10 protein-coding genes are annotated in these 20,630 nt (G+C 34.1%); 8 read left to right on the plus strand and 2 right to left on the minus strand.

The annotated features are described in order from the left end of the window. Window positions 1-18: 18 nt before the first annotated feature. Complete coding sequence (gene porU / locus ACWA1B_RS05035; protein ID WP_456904730.1) at window positions 19-3,855, minus strand: type IX secretion system sortase PorU; 3,837 nt, start codon at window positions 3,853-3,855, stop codon at window positions 19-21. Between the two features lie 214 nt (window positions 3,856-4,069). Here porU and gldJ point away from each other — a divergent pair, with 214 nt between their 5' ends. Next, window positions 4,070-5,755, plus strand: a complete 1,686-nt coding sequence (gene gldJ, locus ACWA1B_RS05040; protein WP_456904731.1) for a gliding motility lipoprotein GldJ — start codon at window positions 4,070-4,072, stop codon at window positions 5,753-5,755. Between the two features lie 118 nt (window positions 5,756-5,873). Next, window positions 5,874-7,160 carry a UDP-N-acetylmuramoyl-tripeptide--D-alanyl-D-alanine ligase gene (locus ACWA1B_RS05045; protein WP_456904732.1) on the plus strand — a complete coding sequence of 429 codons (1,287 nt, stop codon included), beginning with the start codon at window positions 5,874-5,876 and terminating at the stop codon, window positions 7,158-7,160. 38 nt (window positions 7,161-7,198) lie between these two features. On the opposite strand, the gene ACWA1B_RS05050 is transcribed toward ACWA1B_RS05045, so the two are convergent. Further along, the gene (locus ACWA1B_RS05050) at window positions 7,199-10,069 is read right to left on the minus strand and encodes a helix-turn-helix and ligand-binding sensor domain-containing protein (protein WP_456904733.1); all 2,871 of its coding nucleotides are present in this window, start codon (window positions 10,067-10,069) and stop codon (window positions 7,199-7,201) included. Between the two features lie 345 nt (window positions 10,070-10,414). On the opposite strand from ACWA1B_RS05050, the gene ACWA1B_RS05055 reads away from it, so the two are divergent. The 6 genes from ACWA1B_RS05055 (at window position 10,415) to ACWA1B_RS05080 (ending at window position 20,619) form a co-directional block, all read left to right on the plus strand. After that, on the plus strand, window positions 10,415-13,525 hold the full coding sequence (locus ACWA1B_RS05055; protein ID WP_456904734.1) for a SusC/RagA family TonB-linked outer membrane protein: 3,111 nt from the start codon (window positions 10,415-10,417) through the stop codon (window positions 13,523-13,525). A gap of 13 nt (window positions 13,526-13,538) precedes the next feature. Beyond that, window positions 13,539-15,050, plus strand: coding sequence for a RagB/SusD family nutrient uptake outer membrane protein (locus tag ACWA1B_RS05060; protein WP_456904735.1), 1,512 nt, complete (start codon window positions 13,539-13,541; stop codon window positions 15,048-15,050). A 33-nt stretch (window positions 15,051-15,083) separates the two neighbouring features. Next, window positions 15,084-15,959: a hypothetical protein gene (locus tag ACWA1B_RS05065; protein ID WP_456904736.1), complete on the plus strand. Its 876-nt coding sequence runs from the start codon at window positions 15,084-15,086 to the stop codon at window positions 15,957-15,959. 140 nt (window positions 15,960-16,099) lie between these two features. Then, the gene (locus ACWA1B_RS05070; RefSeq protein WP_456904737.1) at window positions 16,100-17,554 is read left to right on the plus strand and encodes a glycoside hydrolase family 30 protein; all 1,455 of its coding nucleotides are present in this window, start codon (window positions 16,100-16,102) and stop codon (window positions 17,552-17,554) included. A gap of 91 nt (window positions 17,555-17,645) precedes the next feature. Further along, entirely contained in the window at window positions 17,646-19,115 is a 1,470-nt protein-coding gene (locus ACWA1B_RS05075) for a glycoside hydrolase family 30 protein (RefSeq protein ID WP_456904738.1), read from the plus strand. 28 nt (window positions 19,116-19,143) lie between these two features. Then, window positions 19,144-20,619: a glycoside hydrolase family 30 protein gene (locus ACWA1B_RS05080; protein WP_456904739.1), complete on the plus strand. Its 1,476-nt coding sequence runs from the start codon at window positions 19,144-19,146 to the stop codon at window positions 20,617-20,619. Window positions 20,620-20,630 lie beyond the last annotated feature (11 nt).

Below are 20,630 nucleotides of genomic sequence, written 5' to 3' on the forward strand. Positions count from 1 at the left end.
TGCAAAATATGTATAATATTATAAGATGACAAGTTTTTCGTATTTTTCTGCTTTTTTATTTGTTAAATTTGATTTAACGGTCAATTTATAAATATAAACTCCTTTACCTATCCGGTCTCCAAAATCGTCTCTTCCATCCCAGGTAATTTCTCTTGAAAGAAATCCTTCTGTTGTAATAATTTGGTTTTTTGTCCAGACTACTTTTCCTGTTATAGTCATAACCTGTACCTGAACTTCTAGGGGTTCATAAGGTCTATTGTGTGAAAACCAAAATTGTGTGTAAGTTGAAAATGGGTTAGGATAATTAAGAACGTGGGTTAAAGATAATGATTCATCTCCAACAACAATAAATTGAATTTCACTTGTTACAGGATTGTTATAAACATCCCATGCTGTGAAGGTTATCGTGTGCAGTCCCGCTTTTAAATTTCGAAGCGGAAAGCGTAAATTTCCATTTGTATAATCATCTAGTTTTGTCTGATAATAATCATTCAAAATGTACGGATTGCTTACGTCTCCGTCTAATACCGCCACGATATCATGTCCAATTCCACTCGCTGTATTAATTCCGTTTTCGTCTTCCAGAAACGCCAAAAGAAAGGGCGATTCATTTGTAATGCCACCAGAAACAAATGTTTCATCGTTCATATATAACTTCACTTTTGGACTAATATTGTCCTGAGGTGCATTTTCATTTATACCTCCTATTTTAATAGTGGTGTTATAGCCGGACTGATTTTCTAACGCTTGATTTTTCTTTGAATAGAAACTGATTCGGCCATAATCGACATTAATTCGAATGTCTCTTGGGACAACAAAGCTAAATTCAAACTGGCCGTTTGTGACTGAAGCGTTGCCTCTGAAAATAGTTTCGCCTAGAGTTTTAAATGACATTGGCGAACTGAATCCATCATTATTAAGAGTTGATGTTGTAATCAGTTTATCGAAAATTGCTGTTGCTAATTCACCGTTATAATTGCTTAAAAGTGTATTGTTTTCATCTGTAATTTCTCCTGAAATTTTAATTTTTGAAAGTGATTTTAAATCTGGTATGGTTTGAGAAATCACAACATCATTTACTTTTGTTAAATTAATTCTTGGTTTCGGAATTGCAAGCATTAGTGCTGGATCACCAATATAAAATATAACATTGCTGGAAGAGCTCGGATTTTCATTTTTTGAAATTCGAAGTGCTTCTGCAATAGTGGTGTATTGGTTTGATCCGTAAGAAAGTAAATTTTTGCTTAGGCTGTCATTGAAATTCTCGGCATTAAACTGACCAATTGACCGAATTGTGGTGAGCATTGAAATTGCGCCACCTTTAGGATTCCAAAAAGTATATTCTCCGGCTGTTGGTCGGGTTGGGTCATCAAATCTTGAAAATTCGCAAGTGATTGTTATAAACAAAGGATATCTGTACTGATTGTTCAGATTTTGCCCATCTGATTTTTCCCAAATTCTTTCACTGGCTAATCCGTCTTCACCGCCATGTCCTAAATAATTAAAAACCAAAGCGCCTTTTTCAAAAGCATCAAATAAATCAGTACGTGCTTTAGGGTATCTTGATCCGCCCGCAGAAGCTTCCTGAGTGTAGGAGTCTAAAATAATTTTATCGATATTAAAAAAAGGTTTTTGAGTTGCTATAACATCTGCAAGGGCGTTTTGACGTGATTGAAGTGTTGCGTCAGAACTTTGATCTGCGTCATCACTCACTAAAACAAAATTATTTCTCCAATTTCCATAAGATTTAGTGTCGTGATATTCTAAAACTTTATTTACCATTTCATTTGCCTGTGTATTGTCAGAAACAAGCATTCTGCCTGTGGCAATGTCAATTCCGCCAAAGAAATTGGTAATGTTTCCTTCGTCGGCATCCATCAATCCATAGAAGTCATCAGATGCGAAAGAAGCTTCTCCTGTTGTGTTACTAATTAAGGAATGATATATAGGTACAATATTGGTGTTATTTGAAATTCGATCTCTATAGTCATAAGACGCATCTCCAAATAAATTCACATATTTGATTCTTTTGTCTGGCGAAGAAGCGTTTTCGTAAATATATCGAATACAATTTCTAATCGCAGCAATATCTTGTTTTCCTGATGAAAATTCCTGATAGATATCTTCTAAAGTAATCACTTTTACATTTAAATTAGAATAGGTGCGACGAAAGGCAGCTAATTTTTCAGCTTGAGAGGCAAGAGATTTAGGAGAGATAATTACATAATCAATATCTTGAACACTATTTTGAGCATTTCTAAAAAGTGTTCCTTTTAAATTTTGATTTGCAACTTTTGATTGGTTTTCTTTTAAAGGTGTAAAATAATCTGAGGCGTCAATGGCAATATATTTTCTGATTTCTCCCAATGAAGCTTTAAAGCTAAAAGTTGCCTGATTTGAATTTTCAATTTTAGAAACATTATAAGGATCTGTAATGTCCCAAACTTGAGATATTCCTGCAGCGTTTCCAACGGTATAATTTGCAATCCCTGGTGTTGAGCCAGCTAGATCATATTGGAATTTGAATTGTTTTCCTGTTCCGAGCAGTTTTCTTTTTGCGATAATATTAATGTAATCAAGATAACCTTTTGATCCTGGTACACCATTATTATTATAGGTAAGTTTTATTTTTACACTTTCGGCAGCTGTAAATGTTGAATTTGCAGGTAATTTTCCAGTATAAAATTTAATGTCAGAACTAGAAACCAAGGAATTAAAGTTAATGTTTCCGATATTTTGCCCGTTTGCACTTACTGTAAAAGATGTAGGAGTAAATGCAGCAGCAGCGCCAACAACTTCTATTTTTGCAGCAACAGAGTTGTCTATGTTTGGAAATGTAAAGGTGAATTCTTGCTCCTGATTGATGTCAAATGATTCTCCAAACCACTGGCGGCCTAAATGAGCGATATTGGTTTGATCAATTTCGTGGTATTGATAGTCATCAAACGTGTTTAGTTCTAAAGTTGTATTTCCAGAAGGCTGATTGAGAGTCGGAATTCTTTTTCCATCACCGCCAGTCGTTGTGATGTAATAATACGATTTGGAGTCAAACAAATTAAGATTGGTCTGGCTTTCTGAATTCCAGTTCTCGACTCCTTCGGCATAAAAAAGAATATAGTCTTCATTATTAAAGATTCCGTCAGTTTCGCCAATAATTTGTATTGCATTTTCGTTCAAATCATCTGGATAATAATTGCTGTTTACTAAAGGGAGCATTCTTCCTCCGTTTCCGTATATTTTGATTCTTTTCGGATCGGTTTTGCTTGGATCAAAACCTAAACTTTGTAAAAACGATTTTGATATTTTATAAACGCCTGATTTTTCTACATAAAAACGATACCAATCTCCAGATGCTAAAACAGAATTAGAAATTACGCTTGATTTTTGAAAAGCAGAAGTGTTGGTGTTTTTTGATGTTGAACCGTTTGAAGAATAGGAAAAAGATCGGATTCTTTTAAAGCCATTTCCGTCTTTAAGAATAGGTGAAAGTGAAAGAAAAAATTGCTTTTGATCTCTTGAAGAAGCAATTTTTAACGTTTCATTTGGTTTTTCAGGAAGGTTTTCCGGATTTAAATCGCCAAGATCATTAGTTGAAATTGTTTCGTAAACAACATTAAAAAGTTGCACAGAATTGTTCGTTCCAGAGCTCGATTGGGTGATGTTAAGCAGCAGTGTTAGGTTTTTTTTAGTAGTATCGTATCGAAAACTGCTTCCTGAAAAATAAGGGACGGTGGTTTTGAAATCACCAAAACTCATTTCTTTTTTGCCTTGCCAATCTATTGCGAAGCTCCCATTTATCTGGGAAAATGCAAAAATCGGAACTAAAAAAAAGCATAAGATCAAGGCTTGTTTCATAGGTTAAGAAAACGAAATTGTTAACAAATTATTTTACTAAGTAAAAATATAGTATTTCATGTTATAGTAAATAATAAAAAGTATATTTTTGCGTTCGTAACTATAGGTTATTTTCTGGTAAAAAAACAGCTAAATAAAATTATTAGAACAGATGTTGCTAATTAAATGTTAATTATTATATTGCAACACCTAAATTTATCACCTAAGAATGAGTATGAAAGTAAACAAAATTGTAGTCCTGCAATTAATGATGTCAATGGTATTGATGTTGGGCACGGCTAGTTGTAGCAAAAAATCGAGTTCCTCTCACGCTTCTCGAGCGACAGGTTGGGATGTAGATAGTCAGAATGGAACGGCTGCTAGAAATGCAGGAAAAAAACAACAGGCTGGTCCTGGTTTAGTTTTTGTTGAAGGAGGTACATTTACAATGGGTAAAGTACAGGATGATGTTATGCACGATTGGAATAACACACCAACTCAACAACACGTTCAATCATTTTACATGGATGAAACTGAAGTTACTAATGGTATGTACTTAGAATACCTAGAGTGGTTGAAAAAAGTTTTCCCTCCAACAGAAGAAAATTACAAAAACATTTACACAGGGGCGTCTCCTGATACGTTAGTATGGAGAAATCGTTTAGGATATAACGAAACGATGACTAATAACTATTTAAGACATCCTTCTTATGCTGAATATCCTGTAGTTGGTGTAAACTGGATCCAGGCTGTTGAATTCAGTAAATGGAGAACAGACCGTGTAAACGAAGCTGTTTTGGAAAAAGACGGATACATTAAAAAAGGTGCCAAAACTAACGATGTTACTGCTGAAAGTTTGTTTAATACTGAGGCTTACTTAGCATCTCCTTCTACACAGTATGGAGGTAGCGAAGAAATTGTATTGAAGAAAAATCCTAACGGAAGAAGACCAAAAGCAGGTAAAGATGGTGTAGTTCCAGAAGCGAAAAACGTATATGCACAACGTTCTTCAGGAGTTATTTTGCCTGAATACAGACTTCCTACTGAAGCTGAGTGGGAATATGCGGCAGCAGCTGATGTTGGACAAAGAGAATATAATATATATAAAGGACAAAAGAAATATCCTTGGTCTGGAGATTATACTCGTTCAGCTAAACGTAAAAACAGAGGTGATCAATTGGCTAACTTTAAGCAAGGAAACGGTGATTACGGTGGAATTGCTGGATGGTCTGATGACGGAGCTGATATTACTAATAAAGTAAAAAGCTATGCTGCAAATGATTTTGGATTGTATGATATGGCAGGTAACGTTGCAGAATGGGTAGCCGATGTTTACAGACCTATTATTGACAATGAAGCTAACGATTTTAACTACTACAGAGGTAATCAATATGCTAAAAATAAAATTGGCAAAGATGGTAAAATCGAAATCGTTTCTACTGCTAACATTAAATATGATACATTAAGCAATGGTAAAGTAGTTGCAAGAAATCTTCCAGGTGAAATTGCACAGGTTCCAGTTGATGAGCAAGAAACATACTTAAGACAAAACTTTAGCACAAGCGACAATATCAATTATAGAGATGGTGATAAACAATCTTCTAGATATTTTGACTTCGGAGATTCAGAGTCTGGACCAAAAGCTGACCAGGCGATGTACAACTCTCCTAAACATAATGTTACAACTGACAGTTTAGGAAAAATGATTAGAAAATATGACAGCTCTAGTAAACGTACTACTTTAATCGATGATAAAGTAAGAGTTTACAAAGGAGGTTCTTGGAGAGATAGAGCTTACTGGTTAGATCCAGCTCAAAGAAGATATTTTCCTCAGGATATGGCAACTGATTACATTGGTTTCAGATGTGCAATGTCTAGAGTAGGATCGAAATCTGAAAGAAGAAAATCACCAAGGAATTAAGATTTAGAAATTCCAATATAAAAAAATTCCAAATTCCAAAAGCTGAATATTCAGTCTGGAATTTGGAATTTTTTTATTGTTTTTTTTCTACTTTTATCATCTATTAAAAATAATATAAATGAATATTCAAGACATTCATAATCTGTTTTTGCAATGTAAATCGCTTTCAATTGACACTAGAAAAATTGAAAAAGATTCTATGTTTTTTGCTATTAAAGGAGAAAATTTTGATGCAAATACTTTTGCTGAAGAAGCCTTAAAATTAGGTGCCTTATTCGTTGTTATAGACAATGAATCATACTTTATTGACGAAAGGACTATTTTGGTTCAAAATAGTTTAGAAACGTTGCAGGAACTAGCTAAATTTCACCGTGCTTATTTGAAATTGCCTATTGTTGCTTTAACTGGAAGTAACGGAAAAACAACAACGAAAGAGCTAATTAATGCCGTTTTGTCTAAAAAATTCAAAACTAAAGCCACAATTGGGAATTTAAACAATCATATTGGTGTTCCATTGACTCTGCTTTCTTTTACGAAAGAAACCGAAATCGGAATTGTGGAAATGGGAGCAAATCATCAAAAAGAAATTGAGTTTTTATGTGAAATCGCACAACCGGATTATGGCTACATTACTAATTTCGGAAAAGCACATTTAGAAGGTTTTGGTGGAGTAGAAGGCGTGATAAAAGGAAAAAGCGAGATGTATCAATATCTTGCAAAGAATGATAAAGTTGCATTTGTAAATCTTGAAGATCCAATTCAAATTGAAAAATCGGCGGGAATAAATTCGTTTACCTTTGGATTAAATAATAAAGAAGCAGATTTAAATATCAAAAAGATTGAAGCAAATCCTTTTGTTGTAATCGATTATGAGAATTTTATTGTAGAATCACATTTAATTGGTTTGTATAATTCAAATAATATAAATGCTGCAGTTTCGATAGGTCATTATTTTAAAGTTGAGGACAATGCAATTAAAGAAGCGATAGAGAATTATATTCCGGAGAATAACAGATCACAATTATTAAAAAAAGGTTCCAATCAAATTATTCTTGATGCCTATAATGCAAATCCAAGCAGCATGGCGGTTGCTATAGCTAACTTTTTGCAATTAGATAATCAAAATAAAATAATGATTTTGGGTGATATGTTTGAATTAGGTGTTGAAAGTCCGCAAGAGCATAAAGCAATTGTTGATTCTTTATCTAATCAGGATAAATCTGTTTGTTATTTAATTGGAAAGGCATTCTTTGAAAATAAAATTTCTAGTAAGAATCTTCATTTTTATGAGACATTTAATGATTTTTCTGCCTATTTAAAAACGATTAAGTTTTACGATAACACTATTTTGATAAAAGGCTCCAGAGGAATGGCTTTGGAACGAACATTAGAATATATTTCATGACAAAAAAGCCATCAGCCGCGGCTGATGGCTTTTTTGGTTTAGATACTCATTAAGAACCCAATCAGATTTTCTTTTTTATTCAGTCCGAGCTTTTTTCTTAAGCGGTATCGAGCTAGTTCAACACCTCCTGTCGAAATATTCATGATTTCGGCAATTTCTTTAGTAGACATGTTCATCAATAAATAAGTTGATAAATCCAGCTCTCGAGGCGAAATAGTTGGATATTTTTCTTTAAGCCGTTTTAAAAACTCAAAATGAACGTTTTTAATATGTTTTTCTAGATCTTTCCAGCTTTTATCTGTATTTACTTCTTTTACAATGCTTTTATTAAGCTTGCTTACTTGAAATTTGGTTGAATCATCCAGTGCTTCAATATCAATTTCTTTCAACTTGTGAATAATTCCATTTAAGATTTTGTTTTTCTTTACAACCTGAAGTGAATTGTTTACAAGTTCTTTGTCTTTTGCTAAAATTTTTATTTGAAGCTTGTCGTTTTTTAGTTTTTCAATTTCTTTTTCAAGATCGTACTGTTCTTGTCTGATTTTTGATTCTTTTTCAAGGTATAATCTTCTTTGTTCGATAGTTTCATAGTATTTGTTTTTTCGGATTTTCATCTTAATTCTATCCGAAATTACATATATGGCGATAATTATTAAAATAAAATAAATCATCAACGCTAAAAAATGTCGATACCAAGGCGGAGAAACGATAAACGAAATTGTTGATGGTTCTGATTGGATTCCGTAACTATTTCTGACCTTCACATTCATTGTATATTCGCCTTCCCGAAGGTTTGTGTATTCTTTTATTGAAATTGTAGACCAATTGCTCCATTTGTCATCAAAAGGCTCCAACTGATAAGAGAATTCAACATTTTCAAGATTCTCATAAGTAGGTGATGAAAACGTGAAACGTACATGATTGGAAGAATATGGAACTCTGATATTTTCAATTTTGTTCTGATTATTTCCTAAAATAATAGTATCGCCAGGAAATGAAAAACTACGGATAAAGGCTTTTGGTTTCGTCACAGAATTATTCAGTAATTCAGAATCATAATGTGCTAGTCCATCGGTTAATCCTATAAAAATATTTTTTTTGTCGATTGTATTGACGGATAAATAATTGCTTACTAAATTTCCTGTTAGGTTTGAAAAAGGCGCTACAATATTAGTATAGTAGTTGTTTTTTTTCATTAAAACACCAATTGATTCGTCAAAAGCATACCATAAGTTTGATTGTGAATCTTCACTCAAACTATTAATAATGGGAATGTTCCTGAATAACTTAGATAAGTTTTTATCTTCATAAAATAAATCCTGTTCTTTTGAATATTTATAAAAATGATTATTGGTCTGAAAATAGAGTTGGCCGTCAATTTTCTGGATACTTCCAATGTTTTTGTATTTTGATGTTAATCGATTGATTTTTTTAATAGATGAAAATCGCTTCAAGTCGTTGCTTAAAGCCATTCTGTAAATTGATTCATCTTTTTTAAGCCATAAATACGAATCGTCAAGCTCGAAGTTGTTTGAAGATTTATCAAATCCGATTACTTGATTTTTATGCACTAATCCAGTTGGCGTTTTTTCAAAAATGGCAAATCCGTCATAATTAGAGCCAATATAAAATCCAGGATGATTTGGAATATTCTTAAACCCAAAATATCCTTTTGAATCAATCACATTAGTAACAACGCCTCCTTTAATTACGAGAGCTCCGCGGTTATTGGAACAAATTAATTCGTTGTCAATTATTTGAACATTCCAGGATTGTGCTGTCGTTCCCTGAACAAGTTTAAAGGTGTCTTCTTTAAAACTGTTGTTCCAGGCATGATAAAATACCCCCTGATTTGTTGCTACATATAGATTTCCCTGATGAACTACTGAGGCATAAACTGTACTAATGTCGTAACTGAAACCGAAATAAGTGAAAGGAGAGCCTTCGTTTACAAATGCTATCCCATTATCAAGCCCGAGCCAAAGGTTGTTTTTGTTGTCTATAAAAGAAGTTAAAACAGTATTGTTTTGAAGACCTTTTTTGCGATTAAGATGCTGAATTATTTTACCATTATAATCACAGATTGCGATACCGTCTAGTACCGAATTTAAAACTATGAAATTGTTATTTATCGTTACTCCTCCTAACGAGTTGTTCTTTTTGACAAAATTATTAGCTTCGGTATCCCATGGTTTTACAGTGTTGTTTTCGTAAACGAATAACCCCTTTTCTAAGGTTATAATTAATGTTTTGCCTTTTGCTAAATTATACATTCCCCAAATCTCTGTATTATTTAAGCTTGTAGTATTTGGGAGTGAATAAAGCTTTCCATTTCGGTATTCTACTATTCCTTTTTCAATGTCCTGAAAATATAGTTTATTGTTAACTACAAAAGAAAATTGAAAGCGTTTCGGAGCTTCTAATATAGTAAGCTTGTTATTTTTAAAAATATAAGCTCTCGCAAATGACTGAAAAATGGTTTGATTTTCAAAAGAATGAATTTTCCAGATAAAGTCTATTATTTTGATTTTGTTTTTGTCTACTTTCTGAGATAATGATGTGTATTTGAGTCTTCCTTTTTCATTTGGTTTGAAGTACCCAAATTCGTTATAACCACCCACATAAATTTTTCCGTCATTCGCAATTTCCAAACATCTCACAGAAGTTAAATTAGGAAGTGGATATTTTCTCCAAGAGGAACCGTCGAACTGTAAAAGTCCATTGTTGTTTGCAAAATATAGATTTCCGTTCTTGTCCTGTCCTATATTCCAGTTTTGTGTTCCACCTTTATATTCGTTTCGTTTGTAATTTCTTACGTCAGGAAGTCCAATGTTCTTGACTTGCCCAAAAAAAGTTATTGTGAATAATGTAAAAAAAGTAATAATAAAATATGATTTTGTCAATTTCATAATTTTTTTTTGATTTTTTAAATTTTGAATTGTAAATGCTTTGTTTGTAGTGTTTTACAATGTTTTTGTCTCTACTATTTCGTTGTAGAAAGCAATAATATTCATAAAAATAAGCAATCTTATACAACTGTAGTGTTTATTTTTATAATTAACATTTTGATAACATCTTAAATTTAATTTTTAAATATTTAAAAATCAAATATTTAAAAAAAAAATGATGTGTTTTTGTAATGTATAAAAATTTAGTTTGATGTGTTTTTGTAGTGAATTTTACTTGTTGATAGTAAAAAAATAACATTATTATTGCATCAAATTACTAATTAATTAACCAAAATTTTTAGAAAAATGAAATTAACAAAATTACTTGTTTTTTGTGTTTCATCTTTGTTATTCTCGGTTATGGCTGTGGCTCAGGATGTCACAGTAAACGGGATAATTAATGATGAAAGTGGGATGCCAGTTCCAGGTGCTACTATTGCATTAAAAGGGTCAAATAAATCAACTGCATCAGATTTTGATGGAAAATTTCAAATCCAATCTCCTTCAAATGGTGTTTTGACAATTACCTTTATTGGATACACTACAGTTACTGAAGCTGTAAATGGCAGATCAAAGATCACAATTCAATTAAAGCCAGAATCTCAATCGTTAAATGAAGTTGTGGTGGTTGGATACGGTACTCAAAAGAAATCGGTAGTTACTGGAGCAATCTCTAGTGTAAAAGCTGCAGATCTTGAAAAAGTTCCAAATGGTCGTGTTGAACAAGCGTTACAAGGTCGTGTTGCCGGTGTAACAATCGCTTCAAGTTCAGGTCAGCCAGGTTCTGGATCTACAATCCGTGTACGTGGTATCACAACTTTTGGTGACGGTGGAAATAACCCTCTTTGGGTTGTGGATGGTAACGTTGTTGACGCAGGTGGAATTGGTTTCTTAAACCAATCAGACATCGAATCTATCGAGGTACTTAAAGATGCTGCTTCTGCTGCAATTTATGGTACACGTGCAGCAACAGGGGTTATCTTAGTTACTACTAAAAAAGGTAAAGCAGGTAAAATGACAGTAAACTATAATGGTTTTGCAGGTGTATCTTCTCCAGCAAAAAAATTAGATTTATTGAATGCTACAGAGTACGCTACTATCATGAACGAAAAATCAGTTGCTGACGGTGGAAGTATTTTATACGCTAATCCAGCTGCATTTGGAAAAGGAACTGACTGGCAAGATGCTATTTTTAATGACAGCGCTTTCAGATACACACACGAATTAAGTATTAGTGGTGGTGGTGAATTTTCTACATTCTATGCTTCTTTTGGTATTCAGGACCAAGAAGGTATCGTTGCTACAGAAATCTCTAATTATACTAAAAAGAATTTCCGTTTAAACTCTACTCATAAAATCTCTAAGTATTTTACTTTTGGACAGACTTTTGGTTATACGAGACAAAAAACAGTTGGAATTGGAAATACAAACAGTGAGTTTGGAGGTCCTTTAAGTTCTGCTATCAACCTTGATCCATTAACTCCACTAGTAGTTACCGATCCTGCTGTTGCAAATGCTGCACCTTACTCTACAAACCCTGTAGTTCGCGATGCAAATGGAAATCCTTACGGAATTTCTAGCGTTGTTGGTCAAGAGATGACAAACCCATTAGGATACATCCAAACAAGATTAGGAAGATATGGATGGTCTGATGATTTCGTTGGTAACGCTTATTTAGAAGCAGCTATTACTCCACATTTAAAAGTTAGATCTACAATTGGAGGTAAACTTGCTTATTGGGGAGACCAGGGATTTACTCCTGTTTATTTCTTAAGTGCAAACGTGAATGTTCTTAAAAACAGTTATTACCAAAATAACAACAAATCATTCAACTGGAACATTGAAAACGTTCTTACTTACTCTAACAAATTTGGAGATCACAACTTTAGCGTTTTAGCTGGTCAGGGATCTTATGTTGATAATATCGGTGGATATGTTGGAGCTACAATGTTTGGATTACCTATTACAAGCTATAAAGATGCTTCCTTCAAATTTGATATTCCACAAGCAGACAGAAACAGTGCTACAGATGATTTCATTCAGCATAAAGTAACATCTTTATTTGGTCGTTTCAACTACGATTATATGGAGAAATATCTTGTAACTGGAGTTATTCGTCGTGATGGATCTACTCGTTTCGGAGAAAATCATAAATTCGGAGTTTTCCCTTCATTCTCTTTAGGATGGGTTGTTTCAAAAGAAGGTTTCTGGAAAGAAAATAACGCAGTAAATACATTAAAAATTAGAGGAGGTTACGGAGTTGTAGGTAACGACCAGGTGGCTGATTTTAGATATATTTCATTAGTATCTGGAGGTTACAACTATTCATTCGGAAATACAGGTGCTATCACAACAGGTTATGCTAACGTAACTCTTGATAACCCTGATTTGAAATGGGAAGAAACTTCTCAAGCAAGTATTGGTCTTGATGCAAGAATATTTAATGATTTCAATTTAACATTAGATTTCTACAAAAAGAAAACAACAGGTATCTTAAGACCAGTTGTAATCCCTGGATATGTTGGGGTCGCTGAGCAGCCATGGGCAAACGTTGCTGATATGAACAACAGCGGTATTGAATTTGAATTAGGATGGAAGAAAAAATTAGGTGATTTTAATGTAGGTGCAAACGGAAACGTTGCTTACTTGAAAAATGAAATTACTTACGTAGGTAAAGATAACCAATTCATTATTGGAGATGCTTCTTTCCAATCTATGGGACCTGTTACAAGAACTCAGGTTGGTCACTCATACAATGAGTTCTACGGATACAAAACAGCAGGAATTTTCCAAAATCAAGCTGAAATCAATGCTTATACAAATGCAGCTGGAGGTTTAATCCAGCCAAACGCAAAACCAGGGGATTTCCGTTGGGTTGATAACAATGGTGACGGATCTATTTCTGATGATGACAAAAAATTCTTAGGAACAAGTATTCCTAAATATACTTTCGGTTTAACTTTAAACTTAGATTACAAAGGATTTGATTTTATGACATTCATTCAGGGTGCTGCTGGAAGCAAAATCTTCCAAGGATTACGCAGATTAGATATCTTGAATGCTAACTATCAAACAGAAGCTTTAGGTCGTTGGACAGGAGAAGGAACTTCAAATGATTACCCAAGATTAGCTAATAATGATAGTAATGGTAATTTCAGCAAAATGTCTGATTTTTATTTAGAAAGCGGTGATTATGCTCGTTTGAAAATCGTTCAGGTAGGATATACTCTTCCAGTTAATCTTTCTTCTAAAATTGGAGCAGACAAAATTCGTTTCTACTTAACTGGTGAGAACTTATACACTATCACAAAATACACAGGATATGATCCGGAAATTGGAGGACAGGTATTTGGTGTAGATAGAGGTGTTTATCCACAAGCGAGAACTTTCATGCTGGGAGCGAACGTACAATTTTAATAATTAAAGAATCATGAAAAATAAATTTAAATATATATACGCTGTTGTAGCTTTGGCTGCTTTAGGAGGATCTTGTTCTGAAGATTTCGTAAGCATTGACCCAAAAGGATCTTTCTTATCAACTAGTTATTATAAAGATGAACAACAAGCTACATCTGCCCTTGTTGGGGTTTACGATCCATTGAGAAAAAACACTGGTGGTTTTGAGAATATGGTTGCAATGTTGAATGCTGGTTCTGATGATTTCTATGCTGGCGGAGGTGGAGCTTCAGACGGTCAGGGAATTCAAAATTTCTCAACTCACTCATTAACTTCATTAATCATTCCGGGAAGTTTCTGGAATGACCACTACCAAGGTATTTACAGAGCAAACGTTTTGTTATCAAAAATGGGTGGAGTTAGTATGTCAGATGCTTTAAAAGTTAGATTCACAGGAGAAGCTAAAGCATTAAGAGCACTATACTATTTCAACTTAGTTAGAATGTTTAAGAATATTCCACTAATCTTGGAGCCTCTTACAACATCTACAATGCTAAATGTTGAACAAGCTGCTCCTGAAGCAATTTATGCTCAAATTGAAAAAGATTTAGTTGAGGCTATCCCTGCATTACCAACAACTGTTGATGCAGCTACAGGTTCTGGCCGTTTAACAAAAGGTGCAGCTCAGGCTATTCTTGGAAAAGTTTATTTATATGATGGGAAAAAAGCTGAAGCAGCTGCAATCCTTGCTCAGGTAAATGGTACTCCGGGACAGCCAAATCAATATGGAAATCATTTATTAGCTGATTTCGATGATTTATGGGTTGTTGCAAATAAATTTAATGCTGAATCACTTCTTGAAGTATCGCATACAAGTGCTGGAAATTCTGACTGGGGATTCTGGGGTTCTGGAAGAGATGAAGGAAACTCTTTAAACGTAATGGTTGGACCTAGAGGTTATTCTAGACCTGCAAATTCTACTGCTGCAGATCTTCCATCAGGATGGAGTTTTAGTGTTCCTACACAAAAACTTTATGATGCAATGAAGAATGATCCAAGATTTGAGGCAACTATTTTTGACTTAAAAGCCTTAAAAGCTGCTGGAAAAGCAGATTATATTCCAGGATACCAAGATACAGGTTACTTCTTGAATAAATTTTTACCAAGAAAAACTGATGTTCGTACAGGTGGTGGAGCTGCTGAGTTGAATTACAAACAAAATTCTTATGTTATCAGATTAGCAGATACTTACTTATTAGAAGCCGAAGCATTAGGTGCTACTGGTGCTAGAGCTCAGGCATTATTAGATGCTGTAAGAGCTAGAGTTGGTCTTCCTTCTGTTCCTGTAACATTGGCAGCAATTAAAAATGAACGAAGAATGGAGCTTGCAGGTGAAGGACACAGATTCTTCGACTTAGTAAGATGGGGAGACGCAGCTGCAGCATTATCTGACAGAGGATTTAATGCAGGTACTGATGAAATTTTCCCAATTCCTTATGTAGAATTAACAGGGACTAAATTGAAACAGAACCCTAACTACCAATAAAAAAAAACTATCTAACCAAAAACCAAAAAGAAAATGAATCTAAGTATAATTTTAAAAAGAGGTGCTTACCTAATGCTTGCAATAGCATTAGGTACGCTTACTGGGTGCGACGATGATCCGGCTAATAACGGTTTAACAGCTACAAATGTTGATGCTGCGTTTACAATTACTCCTGTAGCAGGAAAAGTGAACACTTATCTTTTAACTGCTCAGAAAAATGGAGTTATTTCATCTAAATGGGATATAGGATATGGATCATATATGGGTAAAATGACAGAAGAAATTGTTTTACCAGATGCTGGTACTTATACTGTAACACATACCGCTATTGCTGCTGGAGGCGCTACTGCTAAAGTTTCTCATGATATTGTAGTTGCAACTTCAGATCCTGCTAAACCTAATTTAGTAAAAGGAGGATTTTTCAATAATGCGGCTGATATAGCTCAATGGTCATCAACAAAATTAAGCGCTACTGGTGCTGCATTTTGGTCATTCAGTAATGGAACTGCAACAATTCACTCTCCAGGTGGATGGGCACAAGAAGGAATTTATCAGGCAATTGATGTTGTTAAAGATAAAGAATATACAATTGATATGTTAGTTTCTTGTCCAAGCGGATCTGATGAAACATGGTTTGAAGTATATGCTGGTAAATCTGTACCTAAAGACGGCGTTGAATATAAAGACAACAAAGTAATGGGTCTGAGCACTTGGGATGGCTGTGCAAAAGCAGCTTTTACAGGAAGGCTTTCTTCTGTTGGCTGTGTTAAAAATGACGCTACAGCTTCTGTTTCAAATGTTGTGAAATTTGATACTACAGGAAAAATTTATTTAGTAATTCGTTCTGGTGGTAACAATTTTACAAAAGATGGAATTACTGTTAGCAGAATTGAAATGAGAGGAAAATAAAAGTTTAAGTTAAGTTTAAGTTTGGTTGTAAATAGCCCATAATCACTATGAGTATGGGCTATTTTTAAATCCTTACGCAGTCAGAAAATGAGTTTCTGAAAAAAGCTTCTTTTTAGAATTAAAAAAATAAGGAAAATAGAATGAAAAAAAATACTTTAAAATTTCTATGCTTTTTGTTTACAGTATCTGCTCTTGCCCAGCAGACAAAAGCAAAGAAAGAATTTACAACCAACGGAAAAAAAATTACGGTTTATACAACCGCTGAAAACTCAAACCTAAGATTAACATCAACAGATAATTTGTCTTTTTCAGCATCAAAACAGCCTCTTGAAATAGAGTCTTCTGTTTTTGTTGAGCCATCAAAAAAGTTTCAGACTTTTATGGGAATTGGTGGTGCGATTACAGACGCAAGTGCAGAAATTTTTGCTAAACTTTCAAAAGAGAAACAAGCTGAATTTTTAGATGCTTACTACGATAAACAAAAAGGAATAGGCTATTCTTTGCTAAGAACAACGATACAAAGTTCTGATTTTAGCAGTGGAAGCTATTCTTATATCGAAGAAGGCGACAAGGATTTAAAAACATTCTCTATTGATCATGATAGACAATTTCGCATTCCGCTAATCAAACAAGCTATCGCAAAAGCAGGCGGAAAATTGACAACTTATGTTGCTCCATGGTCGCCAAACGCTTTCATGAAAGACAACAAAAATGTTCTTAAAGGCGGAAAATTATTGCCTGAATATTATCAGACGTGGGCAAACTTTTATGCAAAATTCATAAAAGCTTACGAGAAAGAAGGAATCCCAATTTGGGGAACTTCAACTCAAAATGAACCAATGGCGGTTCAAACTTGGGAATCATGTATTTATACTGCTGAGGCTGAAAGAGATTTTATCAAAAATTTCCTTGGGCCAACTTTGAAAAAAGAAAAATTAGGTAATGTGAAAATTATTGCATGGGATCATAACCGTGATTTGATGAATTATAGAGCTAATGTTATCTACTCTGATCCAGAAGCTTCAAAATATGTTTGGGGAATGGGTTTTCATTGGTACGAAAACTGGTCTGGAGGAGCATCAATGTTTGACAATGTAGCAAAAGTAAAAGAAGCTTATCCAAACAAAGGTCTTTTGTTTACAGAAGGCTGTGTTGAAAAATTTGATGCCAAAAAATATCAGTTTTGGGCAAACGGTGAAAGATACGGTATTTCTATGATCAATGATTTTAATAACGGAACTGCTGGATGGACAGACTGGAATATTCTTTTGGATCAAAACGGTGGTCCTAATCATGTTGGTAATTTTTGTTTTGCACCAATCCATGCTGATACAACAACGGGAGAGTTGATTTATACGCCGTCTTATTATTATATTGGACATTTTTCAAAATTTATTCGCCTAAACGCAGTTCGAGTTAGTACTGCAGTGAGCAGAAGTGCATTATTAAGCACTTCATTTTTAAATACTGATGGAACAATGGCAACAATTGTCATGAATCAATCAGATAAAGAGATTACTTATAACTTAATTATAGCGACTGAAAAGACTATAGTTAAGATTCCTGCACATGCAATCCAAACGCTTGTATATTAATATTTTATTTGTAAATAAAGAGGGTTGATTTGAATCATCCTTATCGACCCTCAATTTACTTTTTAATTAAATCATTTTTTTTGAAAGTACAATGAAAGCCATAAGCAGCATTTTAATCATCCTAATACTATTACTGCAATTTAGTTGTAATTCATCAAAAATTGCAGATGCTTCTGCGGTTTCTGGCTCCAAATCAAATAAAAAAATAGAGGTTTATACTACAGCCGTAAATACTAATTTGAAATTATCATTGTCAAATAATTTCATTTCAAACAACACATCACAACAAACAACTTCATCAGTATCTATCAATGTAAATGCTGAACAAACAGATCAGACTTTCCTCGGAATTGGTGGCGCAATTACAGACGCAACTGCTGAAGTTTTTGCCAAATTATCTCCAAAAAAGCAACAGGAATTTCTAAACGCTTACTACGATAAAAATAAAGGAATTGGTTATTCATTAGCCAGAACAAACATTCATAGCTGTGATTTTAGTAGTGACAGCTATACTTACATTGCAGAAGGTGACAAAGATTTGAAAAGCTTCAACATTGACCACGATCGAAAATACAGAATTCCACTTCTAAAAAAAGCAATCGAAACAGCCGGCGGTAAATTAACGTTATTTGTCAGTCCGTGGAGTCCCCCAGCTTTTATGAAAGACAATAATGATATTTTGCACGGCGGCGTTTTATTGCCAGAATTTGCTCAGTCGTGGGCTAATTATTATGTAAAATTTATTAAAGAATACGAAAAAGAAGGTATTCCAATTTGGGGGCTAACCATTCAAAATGAGCCAATGGCAAAACAAAGATGGGAATCCTGTATTTACACGCCTGAAGCTGAAAGAGATTTCTTGAAAAATTTTCTCGGACCAACTTTGCAAAAAGAAGGACTTGCCTCTAAAAATGTAATTATTTGGGATCACAATCGTGGCGAAATGCTCGAAAAAAGAGCTAATCTGGTTTTCTCCGATCCTGAAGTTTCAAAATTTGCATGGGGAATTGGATTCCACTGGTATGAAACCTGGAACGGTGGCCCGCCAAGATTTGAATCTGTTGGTGAAGTTCATAAAGCTTTTCCAAATAAAGGACTTCTATTTACAGAAGGTTGTGTCGAAAAATTTGATGCTTCAAGATTTCAGTTTTGGGGAAATGCAGAACGTTACGGTTTAAATTTGATTAATGATTTTAATAACGGTACCGTGGGTTGGACAGATTGGAATATTCTTTTAGACCAAAATGGCGGACCAAATCATGTAGGCAATTTTTGTTTTGCACCAATTCATGCCGATGTTCAAAAAGATGAATTAATCTATACGCCAATGTATTATTATATTGGGCATTTTTCAAAATTCATTCACCCAAATGCTAAGCGCATAACTCAGACCATTAGTGATAAAACCCTTTTGAGTACGTCATTTAAAAATACTGATGGAAAAATTGCCACTATTGTGATGAATCAAACCGATAAAGATGTTGTATACAATTTAACCAGCAGTGCTTTAAAAGCAACTATTACTATTCCAGCACACGCTATACAGACAATTGTTTACTAGCGTTACTATTAACTAAAAAACTACAAAAATGAACCTCAATTTAAAAACCACGATAAAGGCATTATTTTTTGCTTTCGCAATATTTACTCAGGTAAAATGCTCATCTTCAAACGATGCAACTGATCCATCACCTGTAACTCCTCCAGTTGTAACTCCTCCGGTAACAGTTACAAATGACGTAGATTTCTGGCTGACAAAAGGCGATCAAAGTGTTCTTTTAGCCAAACAAGCAACAACGTTAGGATTTGGAACAGTAGTAAATACTAATGCCAATATCGAAGTTAATGCTTCTCAAAAATACCAAACAATAGATGGTTTCGGTTATACTTTAACTGGCGGAAGCGCCGACATGATTAACCAATTGACTGCAGCTAAAAAAAGTGCTCTTTTACAGGAATTATTTGGTTCTGGCGAAGGCTCGATAGGCATAAGTTATCTAAGAATCAGTATTGGAGCATCAGATTTAAATGCAACTCCTTTTACTTATGACGATCTTCCAACAGGAGATACAGATTTAACACTTGCAAAATTTAGTTTAGACAAAGATAAAGCCGGTGTAATTGCTCTTTTGAAAGAAATTCTGGCTATCAATCCGAAGATTTTGATTTTGGCAACGCCTTGGTCAGCTCCAGTTTGGATGAAAGATGTGGATAGTTTTAAGGGAGGAAAATTGCAAACAAAGTACTACGATGTTTATGCCAAATATTTTGTAAAATATATTCAGCAAATGAAAGCTGAGGGAATTACAATTGATGCTGTAACACCTCAAAATGAGCCTTTGCATGACGGAAATAACCCGAGTATGTATATGTCTGCAGCAGATCAGACTATTTTTATTAAAAACAATTTAGGTCCGGCTTTTAAAGCGGCAAATCTTAATGTAAAAATTATTGCTTACGATCATAACTGCGATAATCCAAATTATCCAAAAACAATTTTGGCTGATGCCGATGCTTTTCCTTTTGTAGACGGTTCAGCATTCCATTTATATGCTGGAGATATTAGTGCATTAACGAATGTTTATAGTTCTTATCCAACTAAAAATGTGTATTTCACGGAACAATGGACATCTTCTGAAGGAAGTTTTAGTGGTGATTTAAAATGGCATGTTCGTAATGTAATTATCGGTTCAATGCGTAATTACAGTAGAAACGCACTAGAATGGAATTTAGCGAACGATGGCAATTTCAGACCTCATACTGATGGAGGATGCAGCATGTGTAAAGGTGCTTTAACGATAAATTCGAGTGAGAGCATTCAACGTAATGTTGCATATTACATTATTGCCCATGCTTCAAAATTTGTTCCGGCTGGTTCTGTTAGAATTGCAAGTAATAACAGTGGAAATCTTCAAACTGCCGCTTTCATTACGCCATCTGGATCAAAAGTTTTAATTGTTGAAAATGATGGAACAACTAATGAAATTTTCAATATCAAATTCAATGATAAATGGGTTACATCGTCTCTAGATGCTGGGGCAGTTGGAACTTATACTTGGAAATAATGAAAAGAAAA

This window comes from Flavobacterium xizangense, from assembly GCF_054075145.1.